This window comes from Leisingera sp. F5 (assembly GCF_001593695.1).
The window spans coordinates 1-1584 of the sequence record NZ_LUKH01000840.1 but is presented as its reverse complement, the minus strand read 5'-3'; the positions used below and the strand labels follow the sequence as shown (position 1 = coordinate 1584).

Genomic DNA, 1584 nt, shown 5'->3' with positions numbered 1-1584 from the left:
GGGCCGCTTATGGGGCAGGTCTGCTTCATGGCGGGCGATTGGAAACGGGCGCGCAAGGGCGCGCCGGGCATCGCGCGGGACTGGGTTTTACATGTTCTGGGCCTGGTACCGGTGATCTGGGTGGTGCTGCAGTCGCCGGCGCCGCTGTGGGCTGCGGTGCTGGGTGCCTATCTGGGACTGGGGCTCTTGAAGATCCGCACCTTTCTGGAGCACCGGGCGCATGACTCCGCCAAAGGCCGTACTGTGGTCATCGAGGACAAGGGGCCTTTGGCCTTGCTGTTCCTGAACAACAACCTGCATGTTGTGCATCACATGCATCCGGGCGTGCCCTGGTATGCACTGCCTCGGCTGTATCATTCCCGTAAGCAAGCCTTCCTGGCGGCCAACGATGGCTACTTCTATCGCAACTACATGCAGGTTTTCCGCAACTACCTGCTGCGGGCCAAGGACCCGGTGCCGCATCCGCTCTGGCAGCAGGGAGAGTAAAGGCGCATAAGCGGGCGCATGTTAGCCTGGATTCCCGTATCGATTGCCGCCGCCGCATTTCAGACCGTGCGGTTCATGCTGCAGAAGGTTCTGAGCAGCGTAACCTTGTCGCCGGGCGGAGCCACCTTCGCCCGGTTTGTCTATTCGGCGCCGTTCATTCTGGCAGGGCTGGCGGTGTATATGGCAGTCACCGGGAGAGCACTGCCTGAGCCGGGACCGAAGTTCTGGATGTTTGCCGCCATTGGCGGCACCGCACAGATCCTGGCAACGGTCTGCGTGGTTGCCCTGTTCAAGCAGCGCAATTTTGCGGTGGGGATCACCTTCAAGAAAACCGAAGTCATCCAGACTGCCATCGTCGGGCTGGCAGTTCTGGGCGATCCGGTCTCCTTTGGCGGCTGGGTGGCGATCCTGATCGGGCTGGCGGCGGTTCTGGTTCTGTCCCGGGCGCCGGACGCAGCCGGCCCCTGGTGGCGGCATCTGACCAACCGCGCCTCGAAGCTGGGGCTGGGGTCGGGGGTGCTGTTTGCCTTTTCCGCGGTCAGCTACCGCGGCGCTTCCCTGCAATTGGGAGATTTGGAGCCGGTCTTTCGCGCCGGAGTGACCTTGGCGGCGGTAGTCAGCTTGCAGACGCTGTTTATGGCTGCCTGGCTGGGCCTGCGGGACAGGGGCGAGATCGCCCGGGTCTGGGCCGCCCGCCGGGTAGCGGTCTGGGTGGGGCTGACCAGCATGGGCGGGTCGTTCTGCTGGTTCTGGGCGTTCACGCTGCAGAATGCGGCCTATGTAAAGGCGGTGGGGCAGGTGGAATTGCTGCTGTCGCTGCTGGCCTCAATCCTGTTTTTTAAGGAGAAGGTCACGGCCCGGGAACTGATAGGCATGGGACTGCTGGTTCTGTCAATCCTGGCGCTGGTGCTGGCCATTTGAACGACTGCGATTGCCGCAAGGCTGCCGGAATTATGCGATAATTCCGGCTCGGAAAACACGCGTTTTCCGGGACGTTTCCCGGGCCGGGAAACGTTACCCGTCTGCGGGCATCGGGTAGCCTTTGAGACGCAGGAACAGGCTGGCTTCGTCGTTGTTGTGGAAATAGGGCACGCTCTG

The 1584-nt window shown here is 62.6% G+C and carries 2 protein-coding genes and 1 pseudogene; 2 read left to right on the top strand and 1 reads right to left on the bottom strand.

Going from position 1 to position 1584, the window contains the following annotated elements:
• Positions 1–486: fatty acid desaturase (locus A2I95_RS36620; protein ID WP_291737398.1), on the top strand; the 486-nt coding region annotated here is incomplete at its 5' end.
• A gap of 18 nt (positions 487–504) precedes the next feature.
• Complete coding sequence (locus A2I95_RS36615) at positions 505–1407, top strand: DMT family transporter (protein ID WP_027259734.1); 903 nt, start codon at positions 505–507, stop codon at positions 1405–1407.
• Between the two features lie 93 nt (positions 1408–1500).
• On the opposite strand, the pseudogene A2I95_RS36610 reads toward A2I95_RS36615, so the two are convergent.
• Positions 1501–1584 (bottom strand): annotated as a pseudogene (locus A2I95_RS36610) (DNA mismatch repair protein MutT); the annotation flags it as partial.